Origin of the sequence: Enterococcus sp. AZ015 (assembly GCF_050499225.1) — a bacterium.
Lineage (GTDB): Bacteria > Bacillota > Bacilli > Lactobacillales > Enterococcaceae > Enterococcus_D > Enterococcus_D entomosocium.
The window spans coordinates 675,001-690,507 of the sequence record NZ_JBMHEX010000001.1 but is presented as its reverse complement, the minus strand read 5'-3'; the positions used below and the strand labels follow the sequence as shown (position 1 = coordinate 690,507).

Annotated in this window: 14 protein-coding genes and 2 tRNA genes; 5 read left to right on the top strand and 11 right to left on the bottom strand. The window is 44.4% G+C overall.

The features are described from left to right. Positions 1-74: 74 nt before the first annotated feature. Positions 75-1,424 (top strand): aspartate kinase, encoded by a 1,350-nt coding sequence (locus tag IGK85_RS03180; protein WP_005237529.1) that lies wholly within the window; start codon positions 75-77, stop codon positions 1,422-1,424. A 71-nt stretch (positions 1,425-1,495) separates the two neighbouring features. On the opposite strand, the gene IGK85_RS03175 is transcribed toward IGK85_RS03180, so the two are convergent. The 3 genes from IGK85_RS03175 to IGK85_RS03165 all read right to left on the bottom strand — a co-directional run bounded on the left by IGK85_RS03175 (position 1,496) and on the right by IGK85_RS03165 (position 3,830). Next, a complete protein-coding gene (locus tag IGK85_RS03175; RefSeq protein WP_035006455.1) occupies positions 1,496-2,026 on the bottom strand; it encodes a haloacid dehalogenase in 531 nt (176 codons plus the stop codon). 104 nt (positions 2,027-2,130) lie between these two features. After that, on the bottom strand, positions 2,131-2,991 hold the full coding sequence (locus IGK85_RS03170; RefSeq protein ID WP_008377019.1) for a Cof-type HAD-IIB family hydrolase: 861 nt from the start codon (positions 2,989-2,991) through the stop codon (positions 2,131-2,133). A gap of 8 nt (positions 2,992-2,999) precedes the next feature. Beyond that, positions 3,000-3,830, bottom strand: coding sequence for a DUF72 domain-containing protein (locus IGK85_RS03165; protein WP_008377017.1), 831 nt, complete (start codon positions 3,828-3,830; stop codon positions 3,000-3,002). An 88-nt stretch (positions 3,831-3,918) separates the two neighbouring features. Between IGK85_RS03165 and IGK85_RS03160 the strand changes: the two genes are divergently transcribed. After that, positions 3,919-4,887, top strand: a complete 969-nt coding sequence (locus IGK85_RS03160; RefSeq protein ID WP_005237533.1) for an asparaginase — start codon at positions 3,919-3,921, stop codon at positions 4,885-4,887. A gap of 50 nt (positions 4,888-4,937) precedes the next feature. Here IGK85_RS03160 and IGK85_RS03155 read toward each other — a convergent pair whose 3' ends face one another. The 6 genes from IGK85_RS03155 to IGK85_RS03130 form a co-directional block, all read right to left on the bottom strand. Next, positions 4,938-5,696 carry an acyl-ACP thioesterase domain-containing protein gene (locus IGK85_RS03155; protein ID WP_008377015.1) on the bottom strand — a complete coding sequence of 253 codons (759 nt, stop codon included), beginning with the start codon at positions 5,694-5,696 and terminating at the stop codon, positions 4,938-4,940. A 15-nt stretch (positions 5,697-5,711) separates the two neighbouring features. Further along, entirely contained in the window at positions 5,712-6,542 is an 831-nt protein-coding gene (locus IGK85_RS03150; protein WP_008377014.1) for a fructosamine kinase family protein, read from the bottom strand. A gap of 16 nt (positions 6,543-6,558) precedes the next feature. After that, positions 6,559-7,338, bottom strand: a complete 780-nt coding sequence (locus tag IGK85_RS03145; RefSeq protein ID WP_005237536.1) for a tyrosine-protein phosphatase — start codon at positions 7,336-7,338, stop codon at positions 6,559-6,561. A gap of 158 nt (positions 7,339-7,496) precedes the next feature. After that, positions 7,497-8,885: an L-cystine transporter gene (locus IGK85_RS03140; RefSeq protein WP_008377011.1), complete on the bottom strand. Its 1,389-nt coding sequence runs from the start codon at positions 8,883-8,885 to the stop codon at positions 7,497-7,499. A 345-nt stretch (positions 8,886-9,230) separates the two neighbouring features. Continuing rightward, on the bottom strand, positions 9,231-10,559 hold the full coding sequence (locus tag IGK85_RS03135) for an aminopeptidase C (RefSeq protein ID WP_008377008.1): 1,329 nt from the start codon (positions 10,557-10,559) through the stop codon (positions 9,231-9,233). A gap of 119 nt (positions 10,560-10,678) precedes the next feature. Continuing rightward, on the bottom strand, positions 10,679-11,695 hold the full coding sequence (locus tag IGK85_RS03130; protein WP_008377006.1) for an acyltransferase family protein: 1,017 nt from the start codon (positions 11,693-11,695) through the stop codon (positions 10,679-10,681). 164 nt (positions 11,696-11,859) lie between these two features. On the opposite strand from IGK85_RS03130, the gene IGK85_RS03125 reads away from it, so the two are divergent. After that, on the top strand, positions 11,860-12,249 hold the full coding sequence (locus IGK85_RS03125; RefSeq protein WP_008377003.1) for a GntR family transcriptional regulator: 390 nt from the start codon (positions 11,860-11,862) through the stop codon (positions 12,247-12,249). Further along, positions 12,246-13,634, top strand: coding sequence for a hypothetical protein (locus IGK85_RS03120; RefSeq protein WP_008377002.1), 1,389 nt, complete (start codon positions 12,246-12,248; stop codon positions 13,632-13,634). Before IGK85_RS03125 ends, IGK85_RS03120 begins: the two co-directional genes overlap by 4 nt. A gap of 114 nt (positions 13,635-13,748) precedes the next feature. Here IGK85_RS03120 and IGK85_RS03115 read toward each other — a convergent pair. After that, positions 13,749-13,822, bottom strand: a tRNA-Asn gene (locus tag IGK85_RS03115). A 194-nt stretch (positions 13,823-14,016) separates the two neighbouring features. Here IGK85_RS03115 and IGK85_RS03110 point away from each other — a divergent pair. After that, positions 14,017-14,089: transfer RNA gene (locus IGK85_RS03110), tRNA-Thr, on the top strand. A 692-nt stretch (positions 14,090-14,781) separates the two neighbouring features. Here the strand turns inward: IGK85_RS03110 and IGK85_RS03105 are convergent. Beyond that, entirely contained in the window at positions 14,782-15,216 is a 435-nt protein-coding gene (locus IGK85_RS03105; RefSeq protein ID WP_429972135.1) for a universal stress protein, read from the bottom strand. Positions 15,217-15,507: the final 291 nt, after the last annotated feature.

Here is a 15,507-nt window from a genome sequence, read left to right as displayed (position 1 = left end):
TTTTCAAGAAACCGCTTGATTTCTCCCTATTGAAACTGTACTCTAGTAAAAAGCTTGAACAGGAGTAATGTCAAATGAAAGTAGCGAAATTCGGAGGCAGTTCCCTTGCCTCAGCCGAACAAGTCGAAAAAGTTGTTGCGATAATTGAAAGTGATCCTAAAAGACGGTTTGTTGTTGTCTCAGCGCCTGGTAAGCGTTCCAGTGACGATCAGAAAGTCACCGATCTTTTACTAGCAGTCTGTACCCGTCTGTGTGCCCAAGAAGAAATTACTGATTTAATAGAAGAAATCTATGCCCGCTATACAGCGATCGCCGCCCCCTTTGGTATCGAACAAGTCCATTTAGACCGCATCTGGCAATCATTGGCGGCTTTTCAAACACTGCCTACTCAAGACAATCCGCATCTTTATGATACGGTCTTGGCAAGCGGCGAAGACAACAATGCCAAATTGATCGCTGGGATTTTACAAAGCCGTGGGTTAGCTGCTCGCTACATGAATCCGCAAGAACTTGGGTTGCTAGTGACGGATGAACCCCAAAACGCCCGTATCTTGAACAAGTCGTATGCCAAGATCGCACAATGGCGCGATAGTCCTGAAATCTTAGTGATTCCTGGCTTCTTTGGTTACACAGAAGCCGGCGAAATCTGTACCTTCTCTCGAGGGGGATCTGATATTTCTGGTGCCATCGTGGCGGCTGGTCTGCAAGTAGAATTGTACGAAAACTTTACCGATGTCGATGGGATTTTTTCTGCTCATCCAGGCTACGTTCATCATCCAGAGTCCATCAAAGAAGTGACTTACCGAGAAATGCGGGAGCTATCTTATGCCGGCTTTACTGTTTTGCACGATGAGGCGTTGATGCCTTCATACCATGCGAAAATTCCCGTGGTGATCAAAAACACCAATAACCCAAGTCATCCCGGCACCTTGATCACCAACCAAAGAGACAATTTGGATCAGCCGGTGATCGGCGTTGCCAGTGACGAAGGCTTTTGTATGATCTATATCCGCAAATACTTGATGAACCGCGAAGTTGGGTTCACGTTACGGGTCTTAGAGATTTTCCGGGAATTTGATTTAAATTATGAACACATGCCTTCAGGAATCGATGATATCTCGATCATTATGCGCTCCAACCAGTTGAATCCAGTATTGGAAGAAGAACTGCTGCGCAAGATCGCCTACGAGATCGATCCCGATGAACTGCGAATGACCCACGATCTATCCATGGTCGTCGTCGTTGGTGAAGGGATGCGTCAAAGAGTCGGGATCACTGCCGACAGTACCGCTGCCCTTGCGCGAAAAAATATCAACTTAGAGATGATCAACCAGGGGTCCTCTGAGGTCAGCATCATGTTCGGCATCCACAAAGAACAAGAAAAAGCCGCTGTCAGAACCCTTTACTACACTTTCTTTGATTAAACCAAACGTGCCAGTTGCACCACTCCTTTTGCTGATAAGCAATCGGAACGGGCAACTGGCACGTTTCTTTATTATTCTGACGATTCTTGGGCTTGCGCTTGTTTTTGTGCCAATTGGCGTTTGATTTCTGCCTTGATTCGCGGTTCAGGAGCAAACCGTTCTTCCCAATCGCTAGGCTTCATGACTTTGTGGGTCTCAGGATCATAATGGGGCTGCCCATCTGGAAAAAGTTTCCCCATGTTGGCGTCATGAACGATAGCCAGGATCGGCGCTGGATCGACCCCTACCAGTGAAAAAGAGCCATAGGTAAAATACAGCAGATCACAGAGCGCATCGACTTGTTCTACTAGGGAATCACTGACAGGCTGTTGTTTGGCAGCCAGCTTGGCTTGGGCTTGATCGATTGCTTGATGCAAATGCTCCAGGCCTGATTGGAAGGTCTCTTCGTCATTGTTGCTGGCAGCATAAAGGAACTCAACTAATTCTTCAATTTTAAAACCAGCACGAAACTGGGCTTTTTCCGCTGAAAAAGCTTGTGGATATGGCGGTCGTGTTGGATCAAAGGTTTTATGAAACTCTTCCGTCATTTCAAATGGACTCATTTCTCTCGCTTCTTTCTGCTTTTTCTAATGGTTCTGTTTCATGGTTCTGCGCTGTCTCCTACGTTGCTTCATGGATTGGCTACACCTTGTTTATTTTTTTTAATTCAATCCCTTGCTTGGGCATCCTCGGCAATGATCCCAAAATGGATCAAGGCTTTCTTGATGCCGTCATGATCGTTGGTGTCCGTCACAAAGTCAGCACTGGCTTTGGTGATGGGCTGGGCATTGTCCATCGCAACCCCGATCCCCACACCTTCTAACATTTCCACATCATTAAAATGATCCCCAAAGGCCATCGCTTCTTCCATCGCGATCCCTTCATAGGCCAAAAATTCTTTGATCCCTTTGATTTTCGAACCGTTTTTCGGCACGATATCAACAGAATAGGCATTGGATCGCTTAAAATCACATTGCGGCAGCTTGGAGCGTAATTTTTCGCGCTCTGATTCAGGGCTCAGCATAATGCACTGATAGATTGGCTCTCGTAAAATGTCCAATGATTCATAACGTTTGGCGTTGCGATTGGGACTGAAGCGCTGCAAGACTTTCTTTAAAAAGCCGACGGGAAATTTTTTCGGTACATAGCGCAAATAGCGCTGCATGACGGGTGATTGGCTTAAACGGATCGTCAAGCTGCCAGCCACTTGCGTTTCTCCGCCAAACATGACTTGACGATAATTTTCATCGGCGTATTCTACGATCGCTTCCAGCGTTTGTTTTGGAAAAGGTTTGGCATAAATCAAGGTTTCCTTCGTGTAAACATATTGGCCGTTATAGGTGATAAACATGTCTAACGACAAGTAATCGATCACCTTCTCTAAATCAACCGGACCACGTCCGGTGGCAATGCCGCAGAGGACGCCATTGGCTTGGGCTTGTTTGATGGCTTCACGGGTACTGGCAAGCGCCTTGCCGTTACTGGCAATCAGTGTGCCATCAATATCAAAAAAGATTGCTTTTATCATATGACTCCTCAAAATAATTTCAACTGATTAGGATTTAATGCTTCGTAATCGATCTGCAGCGCATCGATCAATGCACGAGCATTGTCAGCGGCATCACGACCGGCATTATTATTGAAGACCACTGCGACTTCTTTGGCATTGGCTTCGATGGCTTGAATCGCTTGTTTTAACTCCGTTAGTTCGGCTTGGTCATAGCGATACAAGGTCCGCAGATTTTTGGCATCTGGCCCCGTCGCTGTCCAGCCGCTGTCGTTGCGTCCATGAAAACGGCACAGGACAAACGCAGGATTGGTCACGGTTGGATCAAGAGGAATCGTGGTCGATAGCTTTTTCGGCTGATCAACGACTACTAAGGAAAACTGTTTTCGCTTCATATAATCGATCATTCCCGGATACAGTTTCGGCTGATACCAGCTGCTGTCTCTCAGCTCAATCGCCACTGGGTAACCCGCAAACCATTCTCGCACTTGATCTAAATAGGCGACATTTTCTTTCGTACATTTAAAGCTGTTGGGAAATTGCGCCAATAGGCAAAACAGTTTGCCCGCTTCTACCATTGGCGCGATCGCTTCTTTATAAAGCTGCAGCGCTTCAGTCATGGTCAACTGATCTGGCAAATCCCCTTGGGTGGTCACACTTTGATGGACTTTCAACACAAAGCGGAAATTTTCGGGAATCTGGGTCAACCAGTTGCGCACATCTTTTTCTTTTGGCAAAAAATGATAGGTGGTATCCAGCTCAACTAACGGAAAATAACGGGCATACTCAAATAATTTCGAGTTTTTTCTTTGCACGAGACTGCCATGTTCACTAAATGTGGTACAACCAATTCGAATCATTTTTTCCCATCGCTCCTTGTTTTCTTATTTTAATAGTATACAATAGTTTTGAGTTAAGAGTAAATAAATCATTGCAGGTGATGAAAAAATGAAACGAATTCTCGTGTTGCACACTGGCGGCACCATCGCCATGAAAGAAGACACCCTGACAGGCGGCGTCAGCCCCGATGTCAGCAATCCACTGATGGATGCACCGATCCACATTGATGACGATGTTGAATTGATCGTCGAAGACATTTTTAATATTCCTAGTCCTCATATGACGCCAAAAGAAATGCTGCAGCTGAAAGAACGTATCCAGCTGGCGCATTTAAGCGGTGTCGATGGGGTCGTGATCACTCACGGAACCGATACGCTGGAAGAAACGGCCTTCTTTTTAGATACCACGATCGGCGGTCAGTTACCGATCGTGGTGACTGGTGCCATGCGCTCAAGTAATGAAATCGGCAGTGACGGGCTTTATAACTTTGAAAGTGCGATTCGGGTCGCCAAGTCCCCCGATGCCATAGGAAAAGGTGTCTTAGTCGTCATGAACGATGAGATCCATTCCGCACGTTATGTTACGAAAACCCACACCACCAATATTGCGACGTTCCGCACCCCGACATTAGGTCCGATCGGCTTAGTCACAAAGCACCGAATCTTGTTTATGCAAGAGCTGTTAAATAACCGCCATTTGGATGTTGATCGTGTCGATGGTTTGTTTCCGATCGTCAAAGCCTATGCTGGGATGACCGGGGAATTGTTCGATGCTTTAGCCGACTCGCTGATCGATGGACTAGTGATCGAAGCTTTAGGCGCTGGCAATCTGCCGCCTCAAACCATTGAGCCTTTGAAAAAACTGATCGCTAGAAACATTCCGGTCGTCTTAGTTTCTCGCTGCTTCAACGGAGTTGCCGAGCCGGTCTATGACTACTTAGGCGGTGGGATCGAATTGCAAGCTCTTGGGGTGATTTTCTGCAATAGCATCAATAGCCAAAAAGCCCGCATCAAATTGTTGATAGCGAAAAACCGTGGATTGACCATGGATGAGCTACCTGATTTCATGGAGAATTGACCAAACAAAAACCCTTTTGCCATTCCGTTAACGGAGGCAAAAGGGTTGTTTTATTTTTCTCGCCAAGTAAACACGGCTTCGCAGTAAGTATCCTCACCGATCTTGATCTCGTGGATCGTTTGCAGCGGCACAGCCTCGCCGGCTTCATCGACTGTCTTTTCATTGATTTGAAAATGGCTTTCGATCAAATGGCCGTAAGCAACTTCCCGATCAAAGCGGATCGTCACTTGTGTCACTTCATGTTTTGTTAAAAACTCATAGCCTAAGACGTCCATCAGCCAATTGAAATACATGGCGTTGTTGACATGCTGATTGCTATCGATATCGTAGAAACGCACCCGATACGGCAAAAATTGTCCTTGTGTGATAGGGGTGATCTTCGGATAGCGTTTGATTCGCTTAATTTTTTCACTGCCAAAAGGCACCACGATCTCATCCGGAACACTGCTGACTTTGCGCGTCTCCGGGTCCATCAACGCAAAAACCGCTTCGATTTTGACCAATTCCGTTCCGTCTTCTGCCAATAACCAAAAGTAACGGTAGCAGAAAAACTTATTGTATTCTCTCGCCTGGGTCGCCACTTGGATCTGCTCCCCTACGCGCGGCAAACGAGTTACCGTTATATGATAGCTGGTAATGATCCAGGTCAAGCCATAACTAGCGATGACTTCCGGTCCGCGGTTTAACGCCGCACTTTGTTCTTCTGAGGTCTTGATGGCAATGCCTAGCATGGCTGGAAACGTCATCGTTTGGTTGACATCACATTCATAATACGCCACTTCATGCGTGGTTTGATACTTTGCTGCCATAGTTCTAATTGCCTCCTAAAAACGACTCAATATTTCATCGACAGTTGGTCCATAACTTTCGCCAAATTGATTCAAATGGACCAATAAATAATACAATTGATACACTGGCAGTCGCTCTTTCCAATTCTCATCTAATGGATAGACTTCTTGATAGCCTTCCAAAAATTCCTGACGAAAACCGCCGAAAAGCTGGGACATCGCAATATCCATTTCTCGATCCCCATAGGCGACTGCCGGATCAAGAAACACTGGTTCTCCTTGTTGATCGAACAGCACATTCCCCCGCCAAAAATCACCGTGTAATAAAGCAGGTGTGACGCTGCGATCACGCCAATTCTCATGCAAAAATTCTTTCAAACGCAGATAAGCGGCTTCCCGTTTGGCATGCCAGTGATTACCCAGCTTCGCTAATTCGACTTGCACATCCAAACGGCAGACTGTGTAAAAATCAAGCCAATCGGTGGTTTTCGGATTGACTTGCGGCAAAAAGCCGATGTAATTGTCTTCGTAAAAACCAAAAGTCTCCTGCGTCTGCTGATGAAGCCGAGCCAAGCTTTGGCCTAAGCGCCGCTGCTGTCCTTCCCCACTATCGATCCATTCCATCAATAAAAATGCCCCCTCTTCGGTCTGACCGAGACGTTCGATTTTTGGCACCCGCACGAAAGGAGCTAATTCAGCTAAGCCGTTGATTTCTGCTTGAAAGAACACCGATGAAACATGAGGATGGGTCTTTAAAAAATAGCGATTTTCTGCTGTCGTGAAACGATACGTTTGATTGACATCCCCACCACTGATGGGCGTTAGCGAGCCGGTCATCCCGATTGCTGCGAACAATGCTTCCTCCATACGGATCTCCCTTTCTTTACTCAGTCAGTTGGGCAGTCAAGTACGCTTGTTCCTCTTTCGTCACCCCTAGTCCTTGCAGAAGATACTGATCGACCGAACCGAAATGCTGATCGATTGCAGCCAAACTTTCCTCAAGAAAACTCTCTTTGGCACTCATCAAAACCGTGATCGCCGTTAACAGCTCTTGCGGCAAATGCTGGGTCATTGGGGCAAATTTTTCTTTTAGCATTGGGGCTAGATAGCGATTGGTCGCTAAATAATCTTCTTTGATCGTCGCTGGTGCCACCGCCAACACATGCAGCAATAAAAAGGCGCCAAAGCCTGTGCGATCTTTGCCGGCGGTACAGTGGAACAAGGTTGCTCCTTCGCCTTCCGCATTGTCGATCACATGATCAAAGAACTGCCGATATTGTTGGCGGGCATAGTCGCTTTCAACAAAGTGACGGTAGACTTTTTTCATCTGCTCTTCGGCATCTTCCCCATCTTCCAAGCGCTGCTTCAAGCTTTCTGGCGACAAGGAAACCATCGTTTCGTCTTCTTTGAAAATAGGTAAAAAAAGCTGCTTTGCTGTGGCGATCGGTCGATCAGGCTGTGCATTGGCTTCAGCGATGGAGCGAAAATCAATGACCTGATTGACCCCATAGTTTGCCAGTACTGCTTGATCTGAAGCAGTCAATTCATTGATCGCCGCACTGCGGATCAATTTTTTTCGTTTGATCGTCGTGCCGTTTGTCGTTTGATAGCCGCCAAGTTCTCTGACGTTTGCTGCTCGTTCTAGTTGAATCAATTGTGTCATTGCTTATCCCTCCCGCGATGTTCTAGTTAAAAGTATAGCAGAAACTTCGCTATTAAGGGCACTGAAACCTAGATTTTTCTATGAGCTGAGCTTTAACGGACAAAAAAAAGAAAGACCACACGCAGTCTTTCTTTGCTTTCGCTTGTTAAAAAATGTTTCTATTCGGCTTCGATCACGGCGGCAGAATCATCTAAGATCGAACGATCCAGTTCGTTGATACGGCTGCTGGTCACCATTCCCGCAACCATACTGTCGCTGACATTAACGAGTGTCCGTGCCATATCGATCAATGGTTCAACAGAAATAACTAAGCCTACGATGGCGATCGGCAAATTCATTGAGCCTAAGACGATCAATGAAGCAAAAGTTGCGCCACCGCCGACACCGGCAACGCCGAATGAGCTGATTGTAACAACGGCAACTAACAGCAGGATAAACTGCCAATCAAAGACATTGATTCCAACCGTTGGTGCAACGATCGTTGCCAACATCGCTGGATAAACACCCGCACATCCGTTTTGACCAATCGATAAACCAAAGCTGCCTGCAAAGTTAGCCGTGGCTTCATCAACACCTAACGCTTTGGTTTGGGTTTCGATGTTCAATGGCAAGGCACCGGCACTTGAACGAGAAGTAAAGGCGAAGCTCAAGACTGGAAAAGCCTTTTTGAAATACGTTACTGGATTGACCCGTACAGCGATCAGCAATAATGAATGAACGAGTAAGACCAAAATCAAAGCGGCATAAGAAGCGATGATAAATTTCCCTAAGTTCAAGATGGCTTCAAAATCACTTGAAGCTAATACGTTAGTCATCAATGCCAAAACCCCATAAGGTGTCAGGCGCAAAACTAACGTGACGATACGCATCACGATTTTATATAAGCTGTCCATCAAATTCGCAAAAGTTTCCGCTTCTTTCGGTGATTTGCGTTTGACACCAAGAAAGGCAATCCCAACAAAGGCTGAGAAAATCACGACACCGATCGTACTTGTCGAACGAGTACCAGCAAAGTCGGCGAAGACATTACTTGGGATGAAAGAAACGATTTGTTGTGGGATCGATAGATCTTGGACTTGTGTCGAACGTTCCGCTAATTCTGCGATCCGCGCTGTTTCCGTTGCTCCTTCGGTAAAGCTGGCACCGTCAAGACCAAAGACCATGACCATCACGATCCCGATCAAGGCAGCGATCGCCGTTGTCCCTAGCAAAGTCGCAAGAACCGTAAAACTGATCTTCTTGATTTTTTCGCTTTCTTTCATCTTGGTGAAAGCACCAACGATCGAAACGAAGATCAAGGGCATGATCAGCATTTGCAAGAGGGCCACATAGCCGCTACCGACCATCGTGATCCAGTCAAGAGCTTGCGTGACAACATCAGAGCCTGTCCCAAAAATCAGCTGTAGCACACCACCAAAAACGATCCCGACGAACAACGCCGCAAAGACCCGCGTTGAAAACTTCAGGTGACGCTTTTGCAATAAGTAGAACCCATAAATAAGGGCAGCAAAAAGTAGAACAACAATAATAGTTAACAGATTTGTCATTTGAATCCTCCTTTTGTTCAATAAACATGACAAAGTCTGTCAGAGGAAGTAAAGGTTCCCAGTGACCATTCTTCAACAGTTCACTCTAATGAGACGTGTGGCATCATTAGTGACTATTCCATTTTAAAGAAGTTTGCTTCATCTTACAATAAATAAGTTCCCACTTTTCTGGGATGGTACCGCTTTTTTGTCAGTAAATAAAAAAAGAACCGTTGCCACACTCCCATGCTGCTAGGATTTCTGCTTTCCTAACGGTTGGATTGCGGCAACTGGTTCGTTATTTTTTCATTTCGTCTTTTTGAAAAATTTCAGAAAATATTCAGGCAATCATTAGAAATTGCTGACTTACGCCAAAGCGCCCATTGGATCCCAAGGTGCTAAGACCGTTGGTTCTGCTTCAAAGGCAGCCAATTGTTCTGCTGTCAGGAATTCTTTGCGAACCACGATTTGATAGGTGTATTCATCCATCCATGCATCGCTCATGACGAAGAAGCCATTCGTTCCGACTTTTTCACCCCAGCTGTTTTCGACTTTCCATTTGGTTGATTCGCCGTCGATCAAGTCAACGCCAGTCAAGACCATCGCGTGGGTCATTAAGCTTTCGCCAAAATCTAAGCGTTCTGCTTTGGTCATCGTAAAGTCGATATCAAATAAGTCGTTGATATCATAGGCATCTAATGCCATGATCCCAGTATCTCTGGTAGAAGATTGACCGACATCACAACCGAACCACACGGACTCTCCTTGTTCCAATTGAGCGATCGCTAATTTTTTGAAGGTCGGCATATCGACGTTCAAGTATTTGACTTCTTTGCCGCCAACCACGTTGCCTAGCATTTCTACGGTATACGATTGATTGTAAGGTTTGTCGGCAGTTGGTGCGTTGATGATACTGACATAATCGTCAAGGTCCACCCCGACATATTTTTCATAAAAGCTTTGTGGTGTTAAGTTGCGATCAATGTGATAGTTTTTGTCTTCATCACGGTATTCAAAATCAAAGGTTTCTGGCGGTGTGCCTAAAGAAGTCGCTAAGAAACGATAAATGTCTTCCAACATCGCTTCTTTGGCTGTTTGGATGTCTTCAGCTGTTTTGCCTTCTGCTACTAGCTGACGCAAAGCAACCGCATCTTTACGCAGTTTTTTGTTTAAGTAATTGTTTAGATCACGAGAATTAGAAGAGTTGCTGCTTTCTGGCATAACCGTTTTTGGTACGACACCATATTTTTGGAAAATCGAAACGATCATGTCCCATTGCCCACCATCTTGTTGTGGGGTTTGCAATAAGAAAGCAACTTTGCGACTTGTTAAAGGTTCGTTAGCAGTTGCTAAAATATTTTCATAGAAATAGTTGGCTTTTTCGTATTTGTCCCAAAAGAAGGTATGGTTTTGCGACAATTCAAATTCTTTTAAATTGAAATCATTCAACATCTTATGACGGAATGTATTCAATGCGGCAAACATCCAGCAGCGGCCTGATTGTTTTTGGTTTGAGACTTTCCCGGTTGTCACATCAACTGAAAAAACTGGCACATTGTTGACTTTTGCTGACACGTTTTCCGCAGAAGCGGTGATCCCATTTTTCACAACACTCCGTTGCAGTGCCGTTTGTTTATTATTTTCTTGATACGCTTGCGCAAAGGCAGCGGTGGTCTTTTTTGAAATTTCTGACATATTTCTTCATCCTTTCACTTTCCGTTCCTTCCATTTTACGCCTCTGCCTCTCAAATAACAACCGCTCCTAGAAAAATGAAAAAATCATCTTTCTAAGAGCGGTTGCTCGTATCAAGGATTTAAAGGGTTAGCATCAAAAGTAAAAAGCCAAGTAAAACAAAGGATAGTCCTCGTTCAAATCGTGCATACAGGAAGCGGATCGGGCGGCTAGCTAGCAAGATCGTCAGTAAAACACTGGCTAACACCAACGTCACAAAGCCTAATACCGACAGATTCAAGTCGGTGATGGCTAATGCCCGCAAGCCCTTGATGAAGATCCCCTGTAAAAGATAGACCAGCAGTGTGTTTTTGCCCCACTTCGTAAAAAACAGGTGCTCTCTGGGCACGAGGCTCAGAAAACCGATGATCCCCATCAGCCCGATCACGAAAAAGACCGCACGCAAGGGACCGCCGAACAACGGATAGCTCAAGTAATCGTCATAAGGCTTGGAACCAAAAACCATGTACTTGTTCATCCCATGAAAAAACGCGATAAAGGTGTAGATGATCGGTAGGAAAAGCAAACTGATGGTTCGAATCTTTGGTTTCAATAAAAAGCGCATCTCATTTTTGGGAAAATAAAACCCGATAATGAAAAACGGCAAAAAGACAAAGGTCCGCTGCAAGGTCAACACTTGATTTAAAAACGGCACGTAGCCAGCAAAGATGCTCAAGCCAATACTCAGCAGGATCGCCTGCTTTTTGGACATTTTTTGAAAGATCAACAGCGAGAGCTGCCAAAAGAACATGCTAAGCAAAAACCAAAGTGCCCATTGCGGATTCAACAGTTGGATTTTTAGCGACTCCCGTAGACCGATCAACCAGTAATAGACGGTGTAAAACACCTGAAAGAAGACATAAGGCAGCAAGAACTTTTTCATCAACTCACGAAGCTTGTGTCCCTTCGTCAACGGTTTGGCAAAGTACCCAGCCAGAAAAACAAAAGCTGGCATGTGGAAAGTGAAGATAAAATAATATAGGTCATGATAAAACTTCTGATCGCCGATAAAAGGCTGCAGCAAGTGACTGAAGACGACCAAGATCATTAGTAAAAATTTTGCATTATCAAAGTAAGCCGTTCTTTGCGATTGGCTCATAAAAAGTTCCTCCTCTAAGTTGTATCTGTCAAAGGATACCTGATCCATGAAACAGAACTGTAACAAGCTATTTACTTTTTTCTAACGATTCTTGTTCATTTGATTACCAGTTGCTATTTTGTATAGTTTGTATTAATATATATAATACAAAGGAGCTGTTTTCGATGATATTTGATATTCAAACCCAAAGCAACCAACCCATCTACCAGCAGTTGCGGGAACAGATCATTGTCGGTATCGCAAAAGGCGATTTGGCCGCTGGCGAATTGCTGCCATCCGTCCGTCAATTAGCCGAAGAGATCGGCATCAATACCATGACGATCTCAAAAGCCTACAATTCCCTCAAAGAAGAAGGCTTGTTAGTCACAGATCGCCGCAAAGGAACCGCCGTTGCCGCGCCACCACCGTTTACTTCCGGACAAGAATCGGAGTATCGCCAAAACTTACAGCTACAGCTAGCAACCGCTCTCTTACACGGCAAAAGCAAGCAAGCGCTTTTAACGGATGTTCAACAACTTCTGGACCAATTTCCTGAAAGGAATGAATGCAAATGACTTATCTTTTTTTCATTATTGCCCTCGTCCTCTGTGGGACGACCGCATTTGGTTTACGCTTGATCAGTAAACCCCACAAAAATGTTTTACTCGAAAATACCCTTGCCCCTGAGCATCTGGATGATCCTAGCGTCCACAGCTTGATCACAGAATTTCGCAAGCGTATCTTACAAGTCGTTGGTACATTTAGTGTAGCAAGTCTCCTTTTTTTGTTCAATTTATCTGACTCCATCATCCTTACCCTGTTCTGGCTTTATATGGCCGCTTTGCTGGGGACAGCTTACTTGGTGCAAGTACATTACATCGGAAAAATGCGGCAATTGATCCTTACCAATGGATGGGAACTACCCATCGATCCGATTCGGATCGATACGAAACTCGTTCAAACCAAAAATAAGCGGATGCTGCCGTGGTATAGCCTCGTTCCTGCGGGGATTTTGTTGATGATCAGTTTGTACCAAGCATGGCAGTTGCCTGATCTTTCTACAGGATACTTGATGGGCGGTGTCTCCTTAGCAATTTTTGCGCTGTTCCTCTATCTCTGGGTGATCATCAGCCGCTTACCCGTTCGCGGGATCAGCGGTGATTCAGCTATCGACCAGCACATCAATGATTTAACAAAGCGCTATTGGTCCTTATTGATCGCTGTCACTTGTACCATTACACTGCTCTTATTGACTGTCCCGCTGGCGTCCATGTCCGCCACTGGAGCATTCAGTACTATCCTCTTAGTGCTCTTTGTTGTTTTGGTGGTTTTCTTGATCGTCTTTACCTTCTTCTTGTTGCTAGATCTGCGTAAAAAACAAGATCAGCTCTTAGAACCGGCAGCACAACCGCGCTATTATGGCGAAGATGCTTACTGGCGATATGGTTTTTACATCAATCCTAATGATGCGCGACTGTTCGTTCCTGACCGTGTTGGGATGAATATCGGCATCAATTTAGGCAAACGCAGCGGACAAATCGTCGCAGGCATCACCGCTGTCTTCTTACTTGTGTTAATGGTCGGTACCATCATTCCAATGTACCGCTTAGATTTCGCTCCTGATGCGATCACCGGTGAAGTGCAAGGACAAGAAGTCACCTTTGATGCACCAATGACCGGGAAAACAACGGTCTCTTTGGCAGATATAGAAACGGTGGAATTGATCGAAGCTTTGCCATCGCCTCGTGTTCGTACCATGGGTGTAGGAACCGCCAGTTACCAAATCGGTCAGTTTACCGTTGCCGGTGAGCCTGCCAGAATGTTCGTCGACACAAAGGTGACGCCCATTTTAAAAGTCACTACTAACGATGGCCCAATCGTTTTTTACACAAATAAAAAAGCCGCCGAAACGACGGATTTATACGAGGAACTAGTACAGAAGATTTCCTCAGCGGAGTGAGTGTTCTGGAAAAAAACTGGGGAACCCATTATCCCCAGGCTATCCACAACCAACAAAAGAACGGACTCTTTCCAACAAAAAAACGACCTTCCGAAACGAAGGTCGTTTTTGATACTCCGGCAGTAGGACTCGAACCTACGACATCATGATTAACAGTCATGCGCTACTACCAACTGAGCTATGCCGGAAGAATCTATCTGTACTATACCAAATAGTCAGATAATTTAGCAAGAGCAAAAATCAATTTTTTGATTCTTTTTTTCAAGAAAATCCCCTTTTAGAAACTTCCCTTCCCGCAAAGCGTTTTTCTCAAGAAATATCCGAAAATCTCATTGACAAAGTAGCGCCTTTACGGTATTCTATATCTTGTGTTAAATAACACGCCGCTTTAGCTCAGTTGGTAGAGCGCATCCATGGTAAGGATGAGGTCGACGGTTCAAGCCCGTCAAGTGGCTTTGGTAGGACAACGTTTGTCGAACGTTGTCTTTTTTTGTACATCTAATTCCCAATATATAGCGATAATTTCTAAAGTTAACAATTCGTATTGCCTCTAATTACTTGCGATATACAAAAGAAATAAGATCGTAAAACCCAATAGTACGAAAGATACAACGGCTTTCACCATTCTCGCTGCATCTTTAAATTTGAACAAGAGCGTATAAAGATTAATAAAGTAAATGATCGACAGGACTGCTTCTTGCGAATATTCCTTCACTTGGATCAAGCCTAACCATATACTCAGCAAAAGAATCGAAAAAACAACCTAATAGTTTTCTGCAACATGCTTCATTTCATTCTCCTTTCCAATGATAGCCACTTGCAACCAGCTGAATCATGGAAACTCAGTAAATTATCAGCCCCTCTCTCCAATACTTTTCCTACATCCTTTGCTTATTAAAAGTGTAACAAACTTTCTCTTCTAATGGTCAAACTTGTTCAATTTACATAGTTATTCTTTGTTAAAAAGATTAAAATGGGTTTTCAATCGTTACTCACAGCTCAATTTTAGGCACTTCTTTTTTACAACAAAAAACCCGCTCTCCTAAAGCTAAGAGAGCAGATTTTTCAACTAAACTGAATTTTTTTGAAAGGAGATGCTTGATGCTGACTTAAAAAATAACATATTTTTTCCGTTTAATTTAAATTTTTACTTCACGACCAGCACCGTACATTTCGAATGATTAACGACATAATCGGTGGTTGAGCCCACGACAGCTCGGGTCAATGTGCCTTTACCAGTTGCACCGATAACGATCAAATCAATTGGATACAATTCAGTCGCTGCATGAATGATAAAACGTTTTGGATCACCGACTTCAACGATCACCTCAACATCTTCCACCCCATGTTGATTGGCATCATAGATTTTTTTCAACATATCCGTTTCCACACGTAATTTTTCTTGATCAAAAATTTTCGCAAAAGCATAGGCACTTGTGGATAACTCAGCATTGTTGATAACAGAGAGGACATACAATTTGGCTTTGTTCCTACGGCAAATCGCGAGTGCTTCTTGGAACGCTTTTTCTGACTGATCCGACTCATCTAAGGCTACAAGTACATTTTGAGAATTACGTAACATCCAAATCGCCTCCTTTTCTTTATTTTACCACAAAAAATGGAAGCGTTACAAAAAAAGGACGAGGTCTACTCTTAAGAGACCTAAAACTTCCTTTAAGATTTGTGAAGGTCCTTACTTGGTTCCGCAATTATGCAGTAAAATAAGAAGAACAATGATTCGAGGTGAAAGAAATGCGCTCTTTTTTCCATGCTGCAGTCACTGTGCTCTTGTACTTAGGGCTTTTCTTGCTGATAATCGGTATTATCGCCTTTTTCTTGCTAAAACTTTAAGCTTGGTTTGTTGAAAAGCAAG

What these genes read in the sequence shown, in the direction of transcription:
- IGK85_RS03130 (WP_008377006.1), bottom strand. Translation starts at nt 11,695, where the DNA reads ATGAGCCAATCGCAAAGAACGGCTTACTTTGATAATGCAAAATTTTTA.
- IGK85_RS03155 (WP_008377015.1), bottom strand. Translation starts at nt 5,696, where the DNA reads ATGGCAGCAAAGTATCAAACCACGCATGAAGTGGCGTATTATGAATGT.
- IGK85_RS03140 (WP_008377011.1), bottom strand. Translation starts at nt 8,885, where the DNA reads ATGACAAATCTGTTAACTATTATTGTTGTTCTACTTTTTGCTGCCCTT.
- IGK85_RS03165 (WP_008377017.1), bottom strand. Translation starts at nt 3,830, where the DNA reads ATGATTCGAATTGGTTGTACCACATTTAGTGAACATGGCAGTCTCGTG.
- IGK85_RS03150 (WP_008377014.1), bottom strand. Translation starts at nt 6,542, where the DNA reads ATGGAGGAAGCATTGTTCGCAGCAATCGGGATGACCGGCTCGCTAACG.
- IGK85_RS03125 (WP_008377003.1), top strand. Translation starts at nt 11,860, where the DNA reads ATGATATTTGATATTCAAACCCAAAGCAACCAACCCATCTACCAGCAG.
- IGK85_RS03160 (WP_005237533.1), top strand. Translation starts at nt 3,919, where the DNA reads ATGAAACGAATTCTCGTGTTGCACACTGGCGGCACCATCGCCATGAAA.
- IGK85_RS03135 (WP_008377008.1), bottom strand. Translation starts at nt 10,559, where the DNA reads ATGTCAGAAATTTCAAAAAAGACCACCGCTGCCTTTGCGCAAGCGTAT.
- IGK85_RS03145 (WP_005237536.1), bottom strand. Translation starts at nt 7,338, where the DNA reads ATGACACAATTGATTCAACTAGAACGAGCAGCAAACGTCAGAGAACTT.
- IGK85_RS03175 (WP_035006455.1), bottom strand. Translation starts at nt 2,026, where the DNA reads ATGAGTCCATTTGAAATGACGGAAGAGTTTCATAAAACCTTTGATCCA.
- IGK85_RS03180 (WP_005237529.1), top strand. Translation starts at nt 75, where the DNA reads ATGAAAGTAGCGAAATTCGGAGGCAGTTCCCTTGCCTCAGCCGAACAA.
- IGK85_RS03120 (WP_008377002.1), top strand. Translation starts at nt 12,246, where the DNA reads ATGACTTATCTTTTTTTCATTATTGCCCTCGTCCTCTGTGGGACGACC.
- IGK85_RS03105 (WP_429972135.1), bottom strand. Translation starts at nt 15,216, where the DNA reads ATGTTACGTAATTCTCAAAATGTACTTGTAGCCTTAGATGAGTCGGAT.
- IGK85_RS03170 (WP_008377019.1), bottom strand. Translation starts at nt 2,991, where the DNA reads ATGATAAAAGCAATCTTTTTTGATATTGATGGCACACTGATTGCCAGT.